Source organism: Micromonospora sp. AMSO12t (assembly GCF_008806585.1).
GTDB lineage: Bacteria > Actinomycetota > Actinomycetes > Mycobacteriales > Micromonosporaceae > Micromonospora > Micromonospora reichwaldensis.
Genome location: NZ_WAAS01000068.1, coordinates 1 through 16,492, shown reverse-complemented (window position 1 = coordinate 16,492; position 16,492 = coordinate 1). Strand labels below are relative to the sequence as shown.

Genomic DNA, 16,492 nt, shown 5'->3' with positions numbered 1-16,492 from the left:
CGCACCCCGCACCGCCCGTGGACGGTGCGGGGTGCAGTCGGACGCCGGGCGACCCGCCGTTGCGTACGCCTCGTCAGCGGTTGGCCGTGCCCTTGGAGTTCTGGTAGGCGGCGATGCTCCACCCCCCGTCCACCCGGACCACCGTGGAGGTGGCGAGGAAGGCGCGCTCGGCGACGAACTCGGTCTCCCCCTCCAGGAGCACGCTGCCCTGGGTCACCAGCAGCGCGATGTCGTCGGTCAGGAAGCGGACGTCGAGCGGCTCGACGAGGACGTGGGTCCCCCCGTACGGCCCGGCGAACCCGGCGGCCATGTAGGAGCGGATCTCCTCCCGGCCCTTCATGTAGGCGTCACCGATGAGCGTGCCGTCCTCGACGAAGATCGCCGCGAACGCGTCGGCGTCGTTGGCCGCCCAGGCCGTCACGATGCGCCGCGCGACGTCCCGTACGGCCGTCTCGTCGCTCACGACAGCGGCATTGCCTGCGGACATGTCGTTCCTCCTCCTCGTGTCACCGGTACGCCGCGGGCGTCCGGACGTGCGGGCCGCGTGGGCGGGTCAGCAGGTGATGCGGACCTCGGGAGAGGTCAGGTAGGCCATCATGTTCGGGTCCCAGACGACGGACCGGTAGATCCGGGTGCCGCTGGCCCGGCACGGGAATTCGAGCCGGGTCGTCGACCCGGGGTCCATGTAGCGATCCAGCACCGTCCGCCAGCCGGTGTCGGTGGTTTCGTAGCGCATCAGCCAGATGACCGCGAGGACGACGCAGTCGTTGGTCGCCACGCTACGGACCATCAGGCCGGCGGGGCTCTTCTCCGGGGTGCTCGGCGCGCTTATGCAGCTCCGCGGTTCCGCAGCCGCCGCCGCGGCGGCGGTCGGGCCCGAGCCGACCGCCCCGACGGCGAGGACGACGGCCAGCGTCAGCGACAGCCATCTCGATACCGTTGCCATGCTTCCTCCTGTCCGGCCGGCCGGCCGGCTTCCGCACCTGGGCGCGAAAGCGGCGGCCGGCCTGCCCGTGTCGTACCGGATCACTTCACGAACCGGTACGCGTTGACGATGGTCTGGTCCAGCCGGTTGCCGTGCGAGTCGACCAGGGTGGCGCGCAGCGACACCGTCCGGGTTCCCTTCGGCGCGTGCACCACCGCGCGGTAGCCGCCGTCGCCCGCCGGCACCACCGGGGCCTTGCGCCAGGTGCGGCCCCCGTCGACGGAGACCCGCACGGCCAGCTGCCGGACCCGACCCACGCGGGCCTCCGGCTGGGACATCACCGACACCGGCAGCAGGGTCACCGGCGCCCAGCGGGCGACGTTGTGGTCGTCGACCGTCGGCGCGTACCGGACGACCCACAGCGGGAAGGACTCGCCGGCCTCGCCGGCGGTGTCCGACCGGAACGTCCACGTCGCGTCCACCCGCGTCGACAGGGGGGAGTACGACGGTCGGCTGGTCCGCTTCTCCACGCGGAACGTCGCGGGCCCCGGCGGCACCTCGGCCTCCAGGTTCCCGGCGCCGGACGCGGCCACCAGGCGGCCGTCGCGGTACATCCGGGTCGTCGCCGCGTCGGTGAGGGAACCGGCCCGATGCCCGTCCTGGTCGGAGTACATGGGGATGCCGAACCAGACGGTGTCGCCGCGCCGGCCGGCGTGACCGGCGAAGTCGAACATCGGCCCGAGCACCGACGCGTTCCACCGGTCGGTGTACCGCTGCCCGGCCTGGTACGACTGGTTCGCCTGGCCGAAAGCCGTGATCTCGACCGGTAGCCCGTCCCCGCCCGGGACGTTCTCGCCGAAGGCGGCGCTCCACAGGGTGGCGCCGCCCTCCAGCAGGTGCGTCGTGCGCGCCGGCAGCCTGAACGGCAGCAGCGGAGTCAGCGTGCCGATGACGCCGGGCGCGTTGGGGAACAGGGCCTTGGTCGCCGCGCGGCCGGTCACCTGGGCGACCAGCCGGCTGTCCACCGTCGCCAGGTCCCGATCGGCCACCTTCCGGTCGAAGCCGGTGAAGAAGCCGCCCGGGCGGGTGTCGAGCAGCCCGTAGGTGTAGGGGGTGTCGCGGAAGTCGCCAGCCGGGCCGGGCACCGCCCAGGTGGAGTGGAGGTAACCGGTCATCCGCTCGGCGGGCAGGTCGGGGCCGAGCTGCCCGGAGCGCAGACCCTCGAAGCCGTCGAGGGCCAGGGCGAGGCCGAACCCGGTGCCGTCCTCGGCGCGCCGGTTGAAGCCGAGGTCGACCATGGCGGTCCGCGCGTCCGGGCGGGGCACGGTGGTGCGTACCGGGGCGGTCCGTCGGGCGTCCATGGTCACCGTGGCGTCGGCGTCGAGGGCCAACTCCGGCTGGACCAGGCGGTGCCAGGTCGAATCGGTGTCGCCGAAGTCGACCACGTCGCCGACGAGGACGTAGCTGCCCTTCGGCAGCCGGGTGGTGGCGGTGCCGTCCTCGCCGTACAGCAACGCCCTCAGCTCGCCGGTGAGGTCCAGCACCATCGTCTCGGCCCGGCCGGTGGGCCGCCCGTCCGGCCCGAGGTGCCGGACGGTGAGCGTGTGGCTCTCGACCTCCTTCTCCACCTCGACGCGCGAGCGCACGGCCAGGTCGGGCGCGCCCGCCGGGGTGGCGGTGACGGTGCCCGTGTAGCGGCCGTCGGGCCCGTCGTGGCGGGTGTCGGCGGCGACGGTGACGCCGGCCGACCCGCCCGCCGGCACGGTCACCGTGGTCGCGTCGAGCCGCAGCGCCCCGGCGGGGGCGGGCGTGCCGTCGGGGCCGGTCAGCGCGACGTCGAGCCGCAGCTCGACGGGCCGGTCGCCGTGGTTGTGCCAGGTGAGCGTCCGCTGTTGCGGGCGGTCGTCGGCGTGCGGCCACTGCTGCACCCCGAAGGCGAGCGAGGCCGTGGCCGGGAGCACGTTCCGCCGGGCCAGCGCCGCCGCGTCGAGCGCACCGTCCACCGCGGAGGCGGCGAGGGCGGCGCGGAGCCGGTCCACGGACCAGTCCGGGTGACGCTGGGCGAGCAGTGCCGCGCCCGTCACCGTGCCGGCCGGCAGCCCGGCCGCACGCCCGTCGGGCCCGTCGTGGGTGGCGATCGCTCCTGCAGCCCCGTCCGCAGCGGGGGCCAGCACGAGGGCCCCGGTGCGGTCGCCGATCCGTTCGATCGCCCGGCCGAGCGGGCCGGTGCCGAGCTGCTCCGCGCCACCGACGCCGAGGTCGACGACGTCGGCCCGGCCGGCGGCCCACTCCAGGCCGGCCAGGATCGCCGACTCCGGGCACCGGCCGTCGTCGTCACATACCTTGCCGTCGAGCAGCGTCGCGCCGGGCACGGCGGCGGCGGTGCGGGTGCCGTGTCCGTGCCGGTCACCGGTGCTCGCGCCGGCGAAGACCTGCCGGCGCGCCACCCGGGCGGCCGGCCTGGCCCGCTCGGCGTCGACGCCGGTGCTCAGCACGGCCACGGTCGGCGCGGCGCCACCCGCCGACAGAGCCGGGGGCAGGTCGGTGGGCGGCGCCGGCACGGGCGCCGGGGTCAACGGCCTGTCCAGCCAGATCCTCTCGATGCCTGCCCGCTGCTCGCGAATCGCCGACCAGGCCGAGGCGGCGTCCGTCTTGACCACGGTCACCGCGCTCATCCCGGCTACGGCGAACCGGCCGGTCGTGCGCAGCCCCGGCCCGGTCAGACCGGCCGCGGGATCGGCGCCGCGTCGCGACACGATCAGCGGCAGCCCGGGGCTGCGGGCGTCGTCGTAGCCGGCCCGGACCAGCGCCGTGACGTCGAACAGGCGCCGGTCCAGCAGCCCGGCGGCGACCAGCGGGCGGGCGTCCTCCGGGAGGACCGTGCGGTGCCCGCCGGCACGGTGGCTGGTGAAACGGGTGCCGGCGCGGCCCGGGGCGGCGGTCACGGTGACCCGCGCGCCGTCCGGGGAGACGGTGACCCGGTCGCCGGTGATCAGGGTGACCCGATGGTCGGACTGGCTGGCGGGCGCCGGCGCGGGGTCCGCGTCTCCGCCCGCGACGGCGGGGGTCTGCTGCCCGGTGATCACCAGTACTGCCGCCAGGGCCGCCACGCCCCCGACCGCGATGGCCCTTCGGCCGCGCCCTCCGCTACCGGTTGCCGCACGTTTCTCGCCCACCCTGTGTCCCCTCCGCCGCTTCGGTCCGCCGCACGTGCGGCGGTCATCGCTGGTGTCTGGTCATCAGGGATCGTCGTCCGGCCCCTCTGGGCCCCGCATCTCCCGTCGTGCGCTCATCCCGTCGCCGGGCGCGGGGTTGCGCACGGTGGAAGGTGCGCCGGGTCCGGCCGAGCAGCACGATCCGACAGTGGAGCGGACGGACGCGCCGGGGCGCCCGGCTCTGCCGAGGCAAGGCTCAACAGATCCTTTTCGGACAGTGCGGGTGCGTGAGGAGCGGACGATGACATCAGTGCGAGGGGACGCGCCGGGGGCGACATCCGCCACCGGCGAGCGGGCCCGACCGAGGATCTTCTTCCCCGAGCTGGAGGGCATGCGCGGGGTCGCCGCCGTGATGGTCATGCTGACCCACATCGCGCTGACCACGGGCATGATCGCCTCCGACATGTACGGCGCGGCCGGCAACCCGGTCGCCGGACCGATCTTCAACACCATGGACGTCAGCCTGCCGATCTTCTTCGTCCTCTCCGGGCTGGTGCTCTACCGGCCCTTCGCGCTGGCCACCCTCACCGACCGGCCGCCGATGGCGCTGAAGCCGTACTTCTGGCGGCGGGCCCTGCGGATCCTGCCGGCGTACTGGTTGCTGGCCGTGACGGCGCTGCTCGTGCTCAACGCCGACGCCGTCACCGGGCTGTGGCACGTGCTGCGCCCGCTGCTCGTGCTGCACGTCTACCAGCCGAACGCGATGCCCACGGGCATGGAGCAGACGTGGAGCCTCGCGACCGAGGTCGCGTTCTACGTCACCCTGCCGCTGCTGGCCTGGGCGTTGCGCCGCTGGGCGGTACGCGCCGCCGACCCGGGGACCCGCGCGAGGCGGCTGCTGGTGCCACTGGGCGCCCTGGTGCTGACCGGCGCCGGCTTCGCCGCGTACCACCACCTGCCCTCGATGGGCGCCTTCCCGATGCAGCACCTCTGGCCGACCGAGTACATGGGCTACCTGGCGGTCGGCATGATCCTGGCGACCCTCTCCGCCGTCGCCGAGGTGGCGCCCGAGCGGACGCCGGCCCCGTACCGGTTCCTCATCCGGCACCCGGGCGCAGCGTGGATCGGCGCGGCGCTGGCGTACGCGACGGCCTGCTCCCCCCTGGGCGGCCCGAACGACATGAACTACCCGCCGCTGGGCTCGGCGATGGTCGACCACGCCCTCTACCTGGCCATCTCCCTGCTGCTGGTGGCGCCGCTGACCCTGCCGGCGGGCCGTCCCGGCTACATGCGGGCGGCCCTGTCCAACCCCGTGCTGCGCTTCCTCGGCCGGATCTCCTACGGGGTCTTCCTCTGGCACGTCTTCTACCTGTGGGTCTACTACGGAACGACCGGCACGCCGCTGGGCACCGGCAACTTCTGGCTCGTCACCGCGGCGGTGGCCGGTGCCAGCGTGGTGACGGCGACGCTGAGCTTCTACCTGGTGGAGCGCCCGGCGATGGGGCTGCGGCCGTGGTTGGGCCGGGCGCCCGTGGACCCGGGGGCCCAGGCGCCGAGCACGGTCCGCGAGCAGCTCCCGGCCGGCCGCGAGGCGGCGCAGTGGGAGCCGCGCAGCACCGAGCCGGCCGCCCCCGCAGTAGCGGCCGAGTGAGAGCGACCGCAGACCGGCACCCCCTGTACCGGGCGGGAGGTCCGTCCGGCGGCAAACCGAGAGGAACCACACGATGAGCGACACCGCGAGAGGCCGGGCCGTCGTCCTCGGCGCGAGCATGGCCGGACTGTTCGCCGCCAAGGTGCTCGCCGAGGCGTACCGGGAGGTGGTCCTGGTGGACCGGGACCGGCTCGCCGACGCGACCGAGGTGCGCCGCGGCGCACCGCAGGGGCGGCACCTGCACGGCCTGCTCGCCCGAGGTCAGCAGGCCATCGAGGAGCTGCTGCCCGGCTTCACCGACGAGGCGACCGCGGCCGGACTGCGCTCGGGCGACCTCGGCACCCGGATCCGCTGGTACTTCAACGGCCACCGGCTGAAGCCGGCGGAGACCGGCCTGCTGGTCGTCGGGGGCTACCGGCCGGGCATAGAGGCGCTGGTGCGGCGCAGGGTACTGGCCCTGTCGGGGGTGCGGCTCGTCGAGGACGCCGACGTCGTCGCCCCGGTCGCCACCGCCGACGGCAACCGGATCACCGGCGTACGGATCCACCACCGCGGCGCCGACGTCGCCGAGGTCATCGACGCCGACCTGGTGGTGGACGCCACCGGCCGCGGCTCCCGGACCCCCGCCTGGCTGACCGAGCTCGGCCACGGCCCGGTGCCGGAGGAGCGGATCAAGATCGGGCTCACCTACACCAGCGCGCGGTTCCGCTTCTCCCACGACCCGTTCCACGGCGACGTCTCGATCAACCCGGTGGCCACCCCCGCCCATCCGCGCGGCGCGTTCCTCGCCACGCTGGGCGGCGACACCGGGCTGCTCTCGCTCACCGGCATCCTCGGCGACGAGCCGCCGACCGACCGCGAGGGCTTCCTGGCGTACGCGGCCTCGCTGCCCGTGCCCGACATCATCGACGCCATCCGGGACGCCGAGTTCCTCGACGAGCCGGCCTCGTTCCGGTTCCCGGCCAGCGTCCGGCGCCGCTACGAGCGGGTGTCCCGGCTGCCGGAGGGGCTGCTCGTGGTCGGCGACGCGGTCTGCACGTTCAACCCGGTGTACGGCCAGGGCATGACCGTCGCCGCCCTGGAGGCGCTGATCCTGCGCCGGCACCTCGCCAGCGGTGGAGCGCCCCGGCCGCGGGCCTTCTTCGCCGACATCTCCCGGCAGCTCGACGCCCCGTGGGAGGTCGCCGCCGGCGGCGACCTGGCCCACCCGCGGGTGGAGGGCCCGCGCCCGTTCAAGGTGCGGATGGCCAACGCCTACATCGCCCGGGTGCACGCCGCCGCCACCCGGGACAGCCGGGTCACTGACGCCTTCCTGCGGGTGGCCGGGCTGATCGACCCGCCGCAGGCGATCATGCGTCCCTCGGTGATGCTGCGCGTGCTGCGGGCGGGCGGGCAGCCGGCCGGCTCCGTCGCCACCCCGTCCGGCCCGGTGGCCCGTCCCCCGGCACGCGACCGCGGCTGAGGCGGGTCCACACCCGCGGAGGCCACTACCCCACACGAGCTACGGCCCGTCGTGCCGCGCACGACGGGCCGCACCGCTGGACGGAGGTGGGGACGCCGCCGGCGGCGCACCTGACGGGGATGCGGCCGGCGCGCGCACGTGCCTAGAAGCGCGAGAGCAGGGCCCGGCGCGGGCGCGCGCATGGCCGCGAGCGGGCGCAGGCCTGGTGGCGGGCAGCGTCACGCGGTGACCACGACGCATCGACGTCGTGGCCACCGCGTGCGCGCACCGGCGGGTGGCGCCCCGGGGCGGGTCAGCGGGACGACGCCGACCTCGCCGCGGCGACCGCCTCCTCGTAGCGCGGGTGCTCGCCAACCTCGCGCACGTACTCGACGTGCACGACGCGGTCCTCGGCGTCGACCACGAAGACCGCCCGGGCGAGCAGCCGGAACTCCGCGATCACCACGCCGTAGGCGAGCCCGAAGGACAGGTCGCGGTGGTCCGAGGCCGTCCGGACCCCCTCGATGCCGGCGTCGCCGCACCACCTGGCCTGCGCGAAGGGCAGGTCCACGGAGATGGTCAGCACGCTCACCCCCGGCAGGGCGGCGGCCTCCTCGTTGAACCGCCGCGTCTGCTGGTCGCAGACGCCGGTGTCGAGCGACGGCACCACGGACAGGATCCGCACCGTACCGGCCGACGAGGCCAGGTCGACCGGCGAGAAGTCGTTGGCCAGCGCGGTGAAGGCCGGCGCGGGATCGCCCACGCGCACCTCCGGCCCGAGCAGCGTGACCGGGCGGCCCCGGAACGTCGTGACGCCGGCACGTTCCAACGCGACTGTCATCAGGTTCTCCTAGCGTCCAGCGGGAGTGGGCGGGTCGGCCGGCGCCGGCGGGACCCACCGGGCACCGGCGGCCCCAGGGAGGCGCGGCCGGTACCGCGCGGTACGCCGGCCCGCGCCGCACCCAGCATCGTCCGCCGCGCCCGACGGCCGCACCTTCGCACGTGCCGCCTCGCGCCGGGTCAGCGCACCGCGTCGGCGTGCTCGGGGGCGGTGGCTGACGCTTCGGCCGGCGGCCGGCGGCGCAGCATCGGCACCGGGATCAGCGAGACGACCCCGGCCGCGACCGACAGCACCACGTAGTTGGTGGTCGCCAGCACCACCCCGGCCACCACGCTGGCCACGGCCGAGGCGGCCCACACGAGGGCGTCCACCCGGCCCTGCACCGCCCGCCGCGCGGCCGGGGTCAGCGCCTGGGTGAGCAGGGCGCTACCGCCGACGAAGGTGAGGTTCCAGCCCCAGCCGAGCAGGAAGAGCGAGACCACCAGGCGGGTGAGGCCGCTGCCGTGGGCCGCCGGCCACGACGCCACCACGACGGAGGTGACCAGCAGGCCGATGCCCATCAGGATCGCGGCCCGACCGCCGAAACGGTCCGACAGGTAGCCGGAGAGCGGCGCCAGCGCGAACATGCCGATCATGTGGCCGCTGAGCACCACGCCCACCGCCGTGAGGCCGTGGTGGTTGCTGCTCATGTGCAGCGGCGTCATGGTCATCAGGGCGACCATGGCCAACTGCCCGGCGATCATGGACACCAGCGCGACGGACACCACCGGGTGCCGCCACACCTGCGCCGGGGTCGGATCGTTGGCGCCCCGCCGGGCCGCCGTCCGCGACCGGGGCATGGCGGCGGAGGCGAGCACGCAGATGCCGGCCGCCAGCAGCGCCACGAGGAACGGCCCGGCCAGGTCCGGCAGACCCAGCCGGCTGGCCGCGGTGGCGCTCGGTTCCATCAGGTTGGGCCCGAAGACCGCCCCGACGGTGCCCGCCCAGACGATGACCCCGACGGCCAGCCCCTGCCGGCGGGGCGGGTACAGGTCCGCCGCGCAGTACCGCGACAGCTGCGCCCCGCCGTTGCCCACCCCGAGCAGCACCATGCCGAAGATCAGCAGCAACACCTGCCCGGAGGCCACCGCCGCGCCGGCCACCGCCGCGCCCACGATCGCGACCAGGTAGCCCAGCGACAGCGCGGAACGGGTGCCCCGACGTGCCATCAGCGCGGCCAGCCAGAGCGTGCCGGCGGCGGTGCCCAGCACGCCGGCCGCGTTCGGCACGCCGCTCCAGAGCTCGGTCAGTTCCTCCGCGCCGATCAGCGTGGACGCCGTGCTGGCCCCCACCATGGAGGTGTTGGTGGCGGCCACCCCACCGAGCAGGGCCGCCATCGACCGTCGCCGGCCGGCGGTTTCCACGTCGACGCTCATGATCCTCTTTTCTTGACGAGCAGTGCCACCGGCAGGCGGCCGAACAGGTCCTCGACGCGGGGCGCCGACGAACGGACCGGCGCGCCGGTGAGCACGTCCACCCAGCCGTCGGCGTCACCGGGCAGGGGCACCACGGTGTCGGCCCAACCTCCCCGTTCGGCGAGCCCCACCGGCAGCCGGGTGGCCAGCGCCACGACGCCGTCGTCACCGCCGCGCGAGAAGCCGATGAGGTGCTCCGCCGCGCCGCCCTCCGCGCGGACCGGACGGTAACCGCGGAACAGCCGCGGACTGTCCCGGCGCAGCCGCAGCACCCGGGAGGTGACCAGCAGCTTGGCCGCCCCCGTGTCGTCGACCCGCGGCGTCCGTCCCGCGTCGATCTCCGCCAGCAGTCGCCGGCGGGCCGCGAAGTCGACCGGGCGGCGGTTGTCCGGATCGACAAGCGAGTAGTCCCACAGCTCGGTGCCCTGGTAGACGTCGGGCACCCCGGGACCGGCGAGCTGGAGCAGCTTCTGGCCCAACGAGTTCGACCAGCCGGGCGCGGCGATCCGGTCGACGAAGGCACGGACCTCCGCCGTGAGGGACCCGTCGGCGAGCACCCGGGCGGGCCAGCTCGTGACGCCGTCCTCGTAGTCGAGGTCGGGATCGTGCCAGTTCGTGCGCACCCGCGTCTCGCGGGCGACCTTGAGCAGGTAGGCGGAGAGCCGCTCGGGGCCGATCGGCCAGGCGCCGAGCAGGGTCTGCCACGCCAGCGGTTCGAGCAGGGGGTCGCCCAACGGCTGCCGGGCGGACCAACGGCGGAAGCGCTCGGCGTACGCCTCCGGCAGCTCGCTGAGCACCGCCAGGCGGGCCCGTACGTCCTCCGAGCGCTTGGTGTCGTGGGTGGACAGCGTGGTCATGGTGGCGGGCCAGCCGGCCTCCCGGACCGCGTTCGCCGCGTGCAGCTCACCCGGCGACACCCCGAACCGGCCCGGGTCGACGCCCACCTCGTTGACCGCGACCAGGCTGTTGTGCCGGTAGATCGCCGTGTCCTCGACGCCCTTGGCCATCACCGGGCCGGTCGCCTGCTGCACCCGCACCGCGAGCGGGCCGGTCGGCCGGGCGACCATCTCGTCCCGGACGGCGGTGAGGATCTCCCGCAGCGCCGGCCGACGCCGGGCGGCCCGCTCGACCGCCTCGTCCAGCGCCCAGCGGTGCTGCGGGAGATAGGACCGGTAGACGGGAAACTCCACCAGCAGGGCCCGGACGGCGTCCGCGCGCTCGGCCGCCGGGCAGCGGGGCAGCAGCGCCGCGACGAGCGCCTCCACGCGTCGCGCCTCGGCGACCAGCATCGTCGCGACGACCTGCTCGCGCGCCTCGCGCACGACGTCGGCCAGCGCGGTGCCGGTCAGGCCGGCCGCCTCGGTCAGCCGCTGCCGGCCCGCCGGGGCCACGAAGACGCCCGAGATCTCGGCCAGCGCGTCGTAGCCCGTGGTGCCGTCCACCGGCCAGCCCGCCGGCAGCTCCTCGCCGACGCCCAGCACCTTCTCCACGACGATCCACGCTGCGGGCGCCGCGGCCCGCAGCCGCCGCAGGTATTCCGAGGGATCCGCCAGGCCGTCCGGATGGTCGACGCGCAGCCCGGTGACCTGCCCCTCCCGGACCCAGCGCAGCGTCTCGGCGTGCAGCGCCCCGAACACCTCCGGGTCCTCCGTGCGCAGGCAGGCCAGCGTGTCGATGTTGAAGAACCGGCGGTACGTCAGGTCGGCCGCCCCCCGGCGCCAGGACACCAGCCGGTAGTGCTGCCGGCCGTGCACCTGCGCCACCGTGCCGTGCCCGGTGCCGGGCGCCAGCGGGAACCGGTGCTCGTGGTAGACCAGCGAGTCGTCGGCGAGCTTCAGCTCCCCCTCGGCCGCCGCGCCGCCGTCGCCGTCGTCGCCCAGCACCGGCAGCAACAGCGGCCCCGCCGACCAGTCGACGTCGAAGAACCGGGCGTAGCGGGACTCCGGCCCGTGCCGCAGCACGTCGGACCACCACGGGTTGGCCGCCGCGTCGGCGACGCCCATGTGGTTGCAGACCACGTCGACCACGAAGCCGAGCCCGGCCTCGGCGAGCCGGCGGGCGAGCGCGAGGCGCGCCCGCTCGCCGCCCCGGCCCCGGTCGGCGCGCGTGGGGTCGACCAGGTCGTAGCCGTGCGTCGAGCCCGGCGCCGCGGCGAGCAGCGGGGAGGCGTAGAGCGCGCCGACACCGAGGTCGACCAGGTAGTCGGTCAGCGCGACGGCGTCGGGGAGACCGAGGTGGGGGCCGAACTGGAGACGGTACGTGGAGGTCGGTGCCGCCATCAGCCGGTGAACCCCCTGGCCCGTCGGGTGGACGCCCGCCGGTCCCGGCCGTACGTCTCGGTCAGCCGGCGCAGCCGGAACTCCAGGCCCGGGGTCAGCGCCTCCGCCCGGAACCGCCACCGCCAGCTCCCCTCGGCCTGCCCCGGGACGTTCATCCGGGCCGCCGGGCCCAGCTCCAGCACGTCCTGCAACGGCAGGACGGCGAGCTCGGCCACCGACGCGAAGACCGCCCGCGCCATCGACCGGCAGATGCCGTCCGGTACGCCCCCGAGGTAGCGCTCCACCCGCAGCCGCTGGTCGGCGCTCGACTCCTCCCACCAGCCCAGTGTGGTGTCGTTGTCGTGCGTCCCGGTGTACGCCACGCAGTCGGTCGGGTAGTGGTGCGGCAGATGCTGGTTCTCGTCGCCGGCGAAGGCGAACTGGAGCAGCCGCATGCCGGGAATGCCGGCGTCGATGCGCAGCTGCTGCACCTCGGCCGAGGCGGGCCCCAGGTCCTCGGCCAGCATCACCACCTCGCCGAGTTCCTTGCGGACGGCCTGGAACAGCGACGGGCCCGGCCCGTCGCGCCAGCGCCCCGCACTCGCCGGCCGGCCCACCGGCACGGCCCAGTAGCGCAGGAAGCCCCGGAAGTGGTCGAGCCGGATCATGTCGTACAGCTGGGTCATCCGGCGGATCCGGTCGACCCACCAGGCGTACTGGTCCTCCGCCATCAGCTCCCAGCGGTAGAGCGCGTTGCCCCAGACCTGGCCGTCGGCGCTGAACTCGTCGGGCGGGAACCCGGCCACGGCGGTCGGACGGCCCGCCGCGTCCAGCTGGAACAGCTCCGGCGCCGCCCACGTCTCGCAGCTGTCCGTGCCGGCGAACATGGCCACGTCGCCGATCAGCTCGATGCCGAGCCGGCGGGCGTGGTCGCGGACGGCGGTGAAGTGCGAGGCGAACAGGTACTGCTCGAAACGGTAGTAGTCGAGGCGGTCCCGCTCGGTGTCGTCGAGCCGGGCCAGCGCGTCCGGGTCCCGCCGGGCCAGCGGCGCCGGCCAGCTCGTCCACGGCCCGCCGTACCGCTCCCGCAGGGTCATGTAGCGGGCGTAGTCGTCCAGCCACCACGCCTGTTCCCGGGCGAACGCCTCGCTCTCGGCGGTCGGCGTGAAGGCGGCGTACGCCCGGGCCAGCAGGTCGGCCTTGACGGCGCCCGCCGCCGGGTAGTCCACGGTGTCCGGCGGCAGCGCCGGCACGTCCGCCAGGTCGGCGGCGGTGAGCAGACCCTCGTCGCGCAGCCGCTCGACGCTGACGTAGAGCGGGCTGCCGGCCAGCGTGGAGCTGGCCTGGTACGGGCAGCCGTCCGCGCCGACGGGGTTGAGCGGCAGCATCTGCCACACGCTCTGCTCGGCGGCCGCGAGGAAGTCCAGCCACTCGATCGCGGCCGGCCCGAACTCACCCACCCCGAACCGGCCCGGCAGTGAACTGGGATGCAGCAGGATCCCGCTACGTCGGTTGACCGGCACCCGAGTCGTCCTCCCGTCCTGTCCCGTGCGCCGGCGCGCGCACGTACAACTGCTCGTACCGCTCGGCGGCCTCGTCCCACGAGAACCGGGCCCGCATGCCGCGCTCCCGCAACCGTGCCCACGCCTGCCGGTCGGCCCAGCGCGCGACCACCTGCGCGATCAGGTCGACCAGGTCCGGCGCGCGGTAGCCGTCGAACGAGAAGCCGAGCCCCGTCGCGGCGACCGTCTCCGCCATGCCGCCGACCCGCCGCACCACGGGCACCGACCCGTAGCGCAGCGCGATCAGCGGCGCCAGCCCGCACGGCTCGAACCGGGAGGGCGCCAGGAAGGCGTCCGAGCCGGCGTACGCCAGCCGGGCGATCGCCTCCCCGCTGTCCGGGTGGTAGGCGACGTGCGGGTAGTAGCGGGCGGCGCGGCGGAACGACCGCTCGTACTCGGCCCCGACGCCGACGACGACGAGTTGCAGGCCGAGGGCGGCGATCTCGTCGATGCCCTCCAGCAGCAGGTCGACGCCCTTCTGGTCGACCAACCGGCCGACGAAGGCGAACAGCGGCACCTCCGCATCCGTCGCCAGGCCGCTGCGCTGCTGGAGCGCGCGCTTCGCCACCGCCTTGCCCGCGAGGTCGTGCACGTCGAAGCGGGCTGGCAGGTGCGGGTCCGTGGCGGGGTCGAAGTCGTCGTAGTCGACCCCGTTGCGGATCCCGTGGTAGTCCTCGCCCCGGGCCCGCAGCAACCCTTGCAGCCCGACCCCGTGCGCGGGGGCGAGGGTCTCGTCCCGGTAGCGGGCGCTGACGGTGGTGACCGCGTCGGCGTACCGGATGCCCTGGGCCAGCAGGTTGCCGGTGCCGTAGCGGGTCAGGTCCAGCTCGTCGGCCTTGTCGTGCGGGAACAACCCCTGGTAGGCGAGGTTGTGGATGGTCATCACGGTCCGCGGCGACGCGTCGAGGGCGCGCAGGTACGCCGGGACGTGCCCGACGTGCCAGTCGTTGCAGTGCACCGCGTCGGGCGGGCTCGCCGAACGGGCGGCCAACTCGGCGACCGCCCGGGAGAACAGCACGAAGGACGACAGGTGCTTCTCCACGTACCCCTCGGGCCGCTGCCAGTCGGGATGCTGCGGCGTCCGCAGGGTGAGGTACCGGACGCCGTCGTGGTCGCCCAGGTCGTCGACGGTGAACTCGGCGCGCGCCGAGCCCGCCGCGACCGCCACCGTGCCGACCCGGCGGCCGTCCGGCAGCCCCGCGTAGCCGGGCAGGAACAGCCGTACGTCGTGCCCCCGTCCGGCCAGCGCCCGGGGCAGGGCCCGGGCGACGTCCCCGAGACCGCCCACCTTGACCAGGGGCGCCACCTCGGAGGTGGCGAAGAAGACCCGCAGCGGGCGGCCGGCGCTCACGCCCGCGTCCCCGACAGCGTGGCCGGCCCCGCGACCGTGGACAGGCCCGCGATCGGGGCGCCGGCCAGGCGCAGCTCGACCGCGCCGGCGGCCCGGGCGACGCTCAGCGCGGCGAGGTCCGGCGCGGTCCAGGTCGCCCCGGCGGCCCGCAGGGCCGGCGCGTCGCCGACGCCGACCGTCACCGCCCCGGCGGACGAGGCGGCGCGGACGCCGCTGGGGGCGTCCTCGACGACCAGGCAGCCCGCCGGGGCCAGCCCGAGCCGGCGTGCCGCGAGCAGGTAGCAGTCCGGCGCCGGCTTGCCGCGCGCCGTCTCGCCCCAGGTGACCATGGCGTCGAAGGCCGCGGCGACACCCAGGTGCGCCACCACCCGCCGGGCCCGGCGCGCGGAGGCGCCGGTGACCAGCGCCAGCCGGACACCGGCGCCGCCGAGCGTCGCCAGGATCTCCCGGGCGCCCGGCACCTCGACGAACGCGAGGTCGGTCTCGGCGACCCGCACCCGGCGCAGGATCTCCTCCCGCGTGTCGGGGTCGAGGTCGCCGAAGAGCGCCGAGACCGAGTGTTCCGGGGAGCAGCCGAGCACGTCGTCGCGGATCGCCGACGCGGACAGCGCCCGATCGTGCTCGGCGGCCAGGCCCCGCCAGAGCGACAGGATGGCCTCGGTCGAGTCGATCAGGACGCCGTCCAGGTCGAACAGCACACCGGCGAAGACAGGGACCGGTCCGGACGCCATCAGCCCCCCGCCACGGCGGGCAGGATGGTCAGCGAGTCGCCGTCGCGCAGGCGGGAGTCGAGCATCCCGCTGGTGCGCACGTCGACGTCGTTGATGTAGAGGTTGACGAAGCGGCGCAGCTGCCCGTCCTCCCCCATCACGCGGCTGCCCAGCCCCGGGTGCCGGGCCTCGAGGTCGGCCAGCACCTCGGCGACGGTCGAGCCGTCCGCGGTCACGTACTTGCTGCCACTGGTGTAGTTGCGGAACACGGTCGGGATGCACACCTCGACGGCCATGGTCGGCTCCTCGGTCAGTAGGGGATCTCGTCGCCGGGCATGGCGCCGGCCAGGTACGACAGCCGACCGGCCTCCACGGCGTGCTTCATCGCCTGCGCCATCAGCATCGGCTCCCGGGCCTTCACCAGGGCGGTGTTGACCAGTACCGCCGCCGCCCCGAGCTCCATCGCCAGGGTGGCGTGCCGGGCGCTGCCCAGCCCGCCCTCGACGACCACCGGAATGTCGACCGTGTCGATGATCTGGCGGATCGGGCCGGGATCGGGGATGCCGTGGCCGGAGGCCACGGGGGCGCTCATCACGCGCAGCGCCGAGCAGCCGAGCGCCGCCAACTCCTTGGCGGTCGCGAGGTCGGGCAGGATGAACGGCATGACCTCCCAGCCCTGCTCGCGCAGCTGGGCGGCGACCTCGACGGTGGCCCGGTTGTCCGGCTCGTTGGTCCGGCCGCGGACGTCCAGCTTGAACACGGTGATGCCGTAGGCGTCGTGCAGGATGTTGACGGTCTTCCACGCGCTCTCGGCCGACCGGGCGAACGAGGTCGTGCCGATCCACAGGTACTGCTCGATGGGAATCTCGTCGGCCAGATCGGACAGCAGGAGACTCGAACGGTTGTTGTCGGGGTCCACGGTGGTGATGAAGACCTGCGAACCGGTCGCCTCGAGCACCTGGCGGATCACCGACGGCGACGTGTACTGCTCGATACCGACGAGCAGGCGCGAGGTCAGCTCCGTGTCGCCGAGCCTGACCCATGCGTCCCGGAGGCCAGCGACCTCCATCGAATCCACGGACATGTACACCCTTTCTGGTCGAGCCGGGCACGACCGGCGGCGGGGAGCGTCAGCCCGGGCCAG

At 74.9% G+C, this 16,492-nt stretch carries 13 protein-coding genes; 2 read left to right on the top strand and 11 right to left on the bottom strand.

The annotated features are described in order from the left end of the window. Positions 1-73: 73 nt before the first annotated feature. From F6X68_RS13275 to F6X68_RS13265, 3 genes are all read right to left on the bottom strand, one after another. Entirely contained in the window at positions 74-487 is a 414-nt protein-coding gene (locus tag F6X68_RS13275) for an SgcJ/EcaC family oxidoreductase (protein ID WP_132238240.1), read from the bottom strand. Positions 488-553: 66 nt separating this feature from the next. Further along, on the bottom strand, positions 554-946 hold the full coding sequence (locus F6X68_RS13270; RefSeq protein WP_151454566.1) for a hypothetical protein: 393 nt from the start codon (positions 944-946) through the stop codon (positions 554-556). An 80-nt stretch (positions 947-1,026) separates the two neighbouring features. Beyond that, complete coding sequence (locus tag F6X68_RS13265) at positions 1,027-4,035, bottom strand: hypothetical protein (protein ID WP_151454565.1); 3,009 nt, start codon at positions 4,033-4,035, stop codon at positions 1,027-1,029. 346 nt (positions 4,036-4,381) lie between these two features. On the opposite strand from F6X68_RS13265, the gene F6X68_RS13260 reads away from it, so the two are divergent. Both F6X68_RS13260 and F6X68_RS13255 read left to right on the top strand, forming a co-directional pair. Beyond that, complete coding sequence (locus F6X68_RS13260) at positions 4,382-5,731, top strand: acyltransferase (RefSeq protein ID WP_192581390.1); 1,350 nt, start codon at positions 4,382-4,384, stop codon at positions 5,729-5,731. A 73-nt stretch (positions 5,732-5,804) separates the two neighbouring features. Then, positions 5,805-7,193, top strand: a complete 1,389-nt coding sequence (locus F6X68_RS13255) for an NAD(P)/FAD-dependent oxidoreductase (protein WP_151454563.1) — start codon at positions 5,805-5,807, stop codon at positions 7,191-7,193. A 292-nt stretch (positions 7,194-7,485) separates the two neighbouring features. On the opposite strand, the gene tpx is transcribed toward F6X68_RS13255, so the two are convergent. From tpx to F6X68_RS13215, 8 genes are all read right to left on the bottom strand, one after another. Beyond that, on the bottom strand, positions 7,486-8,013 hold the full coding sequence (tpx, locus tag F6X68_RS13250) for a thiol peroxidase (RefSeq protein ID WP_151454562.1): 528 nt from the start codon (positions 8,011-8,013) through the stop codon (positions 7,486-7,488). Positions 8,014-8,192: 179 nt separating this feature from the next. Next, a complete protein-coding gene (locus F6X68_RS13245) occupies positions 8,193-9,428 on the bottom strand; it encodes an MFS transporter (protein WP_151454561.1) in 1,236 nt (411 codons plus the stop codon). Then, entirely contained in the window at positions 9,425-11,746 is a 2,322-nt protein-coding gene (gene treY, locus F6X68_RS13240) for a malto-oligosyltrehalose synthase (RefSeq protein ID WP_151454560.1), read from the bottom strand. Before treY ends, F6X68_RS13245 begins: the two co-directional genes overlap by 4 nt. Then, entirely contained in the window at positions 11,746-13,248 is a 1,503-nt protein-coding gene (gene malQ / locus F6X68_RS13235) for a 4-alpha-glucanotransferase (protein WP_151454559.1), read from the bottom strand. The genes treY and malQ overlap by 1 nt, the downstream gene beginning before the upstream one ends. Next, entirely contained in the window at positions 13,229-14,638 is a 1,410-nt protein-coding gene (locus tag F6X68_RS13230; protein WP_151454558.1) for a glycogen synthase, read from the bottom strand. Before F6X68_RS13230 ends, malQ begins: the two co-directional genes overlap by 20 nt. Further along, a complete protein-coding gene (locus F6X68_RS13225; protein WP_151454557.1) occupies positions 14,635-15,369 on the bottom strand; it encodes an HAD family phosphatase in 735 nt (244 codons plus the stop codon). The genes F6X68_RS13230 and F6X68_RS13225 overlap by 4 nt, the downstream gene beginning before the upstream one ends. Then, positions 15,369-15,644: a MoaD/ThiS family protein gene (locus tag F6X68_RS13220; protein ID WP_132238266.1), complete on the bottom strand. Its 276-nt coding sequence runs from the start codon at positions 15,642-15,644 to the stop codon at positions 15,369-15,371. The genes F6X68_RS13225 and F6X68_RS13220 overlap by 1 nt, the downstream gene beginning before the upstream one ends. Positions 15,645-15,658: 14 nt before the next feature. After that, a complete protein-coding gene (locus tag F6X68_RS13215) occupies positions 15,659-16,432 on the bottom strand; it encodes a thiamine biosynthesis protein ThiG (protein WP_225852181.1) in 774 nt (257 codons plus the stop codon). Positions 16,433-16,492: the final 60 nt, after the last annotated feature.

Coding starts and splice junctions, on each gene's coding strand:
- F6X68_RS13275 (WP_132238240.1), bottom strand. CDS start 487: ATGTCCGCAGGCAATGCCGCTGTCGTGAGCGACGAGACGGCCGTACGG.
- F6X68_RS13270 (WP_151454566.1), bottom strand. CDS start 946: ATGGCAACGGTATCGAGATGGCTGTCGCTGACGCTGGCCGTCGTCCTC.
- F6X68_RS13260 (WP_192581390.1), top strand. CDS start 4,382: ATGACATCAGTGCGAGGGGACGCGCCGGGGGCGACATCCGCCACCGGC.
- F6X68_RS13255 (WP_151454563.1), top strand. CDS start 5,805: ATGAGCGACACCGCGAGAGGCCGGGCCGTCGTCCTCGGCGCGAGCATG.
- tpx (WP_151454562.1), bottom strand. CDS start 8,013: ATGACAGTCGCGTTGGAACGTGCCGGCGTCACGACGTTCCGGGGCCGC.
- F6X68_RS13245 (WP_151454561.1), bottom strand. CDS start 9,428: ATGAGCGTCGACGTGGAAACCGCCGGCCGGCGACGGTCGATGGCGGCC.
- treY (WP_151454560.1), bottom strand. CDS start 11,746: ATGGCGGCACCGACCTCCACGTACCGTCTCCAGTTCGGCCCCCACCTC.
- F6X68_RS13225 (WP_151454557.1), bottom strand. CDS start 15,369: ATGGCGTCCGGACCGGTCCCTGTCTTCGCCGGTGTGCTGTTCGACCTG.
- F6X68_RS13220 (WP_132238266.1), bottom strand. CDS start 15,644: ATGGCCGTCGAGGTGTGCATCCCGACCGTGTTCCGCAACTACACCAGT.
- F6X68_RS13215 (WP_225852181.1), bottom strand. CDS start 16,432: ATGTCCGTGGATTCGATGGAGGTCGCTGGCCTCCGGGACGCATGGGTC.